Source organism: Pseudomonas sp. Kh14, from assembly GCF_900291005.1.
Taxonomy (GTDB): Bacteria; Pseudomonadota; Gammaproteobacteria; order Pseudomonadales; family Pseudomonadaceae; genus Aquipseudomonas; species Aquipseudomonas alloputida.
The window spans coordinates 1-271 of sequence record NZ_OLKJ01000112.1; the positions used below are offsets into that span (position 1 = coordinate 1).

Here is a 271-nt window from a genome sequence, read left to right on the forward strand (position 1 = left end):
GTGCTGAAGGATCCGGCCATGCAGAAGGTCGTCGGTGAAAAGCTGCGCGAGATGCTGCCCCCGGGGGCGCAGACCTCCGCTGCACAGTTCATCGAACAACTGGCGAGCCAGCCGGGCCAGCAGGCGCTGCGCGATATTCCGCTCGCGGCAGGGCGCCTGGAATTGTTGCTTGAGCCCAAGACCCGCGATGCGCAAGGGGCGCTCGTCGATCGCCCGCACGTGGCGCCGCCCAGCCAGGTGGCGGAACTGGCGGGGCCGTTGTCCACTGTGC

General features: G+C 68.6%; 1 protein-coding gene. It reads left to right on the top strand.

All coding sequences use genetic code 11. The annotated features are described in order from the left end of the window. Window positions 1-18: 18 nt before the first annotated feature. On the top strand, window positions 19-271 hold a 253-nt coding region (locus tag FQ668_RS27510; protein ID WP_218570901.1), incomplete at its 3' end, for a hypothetical protein.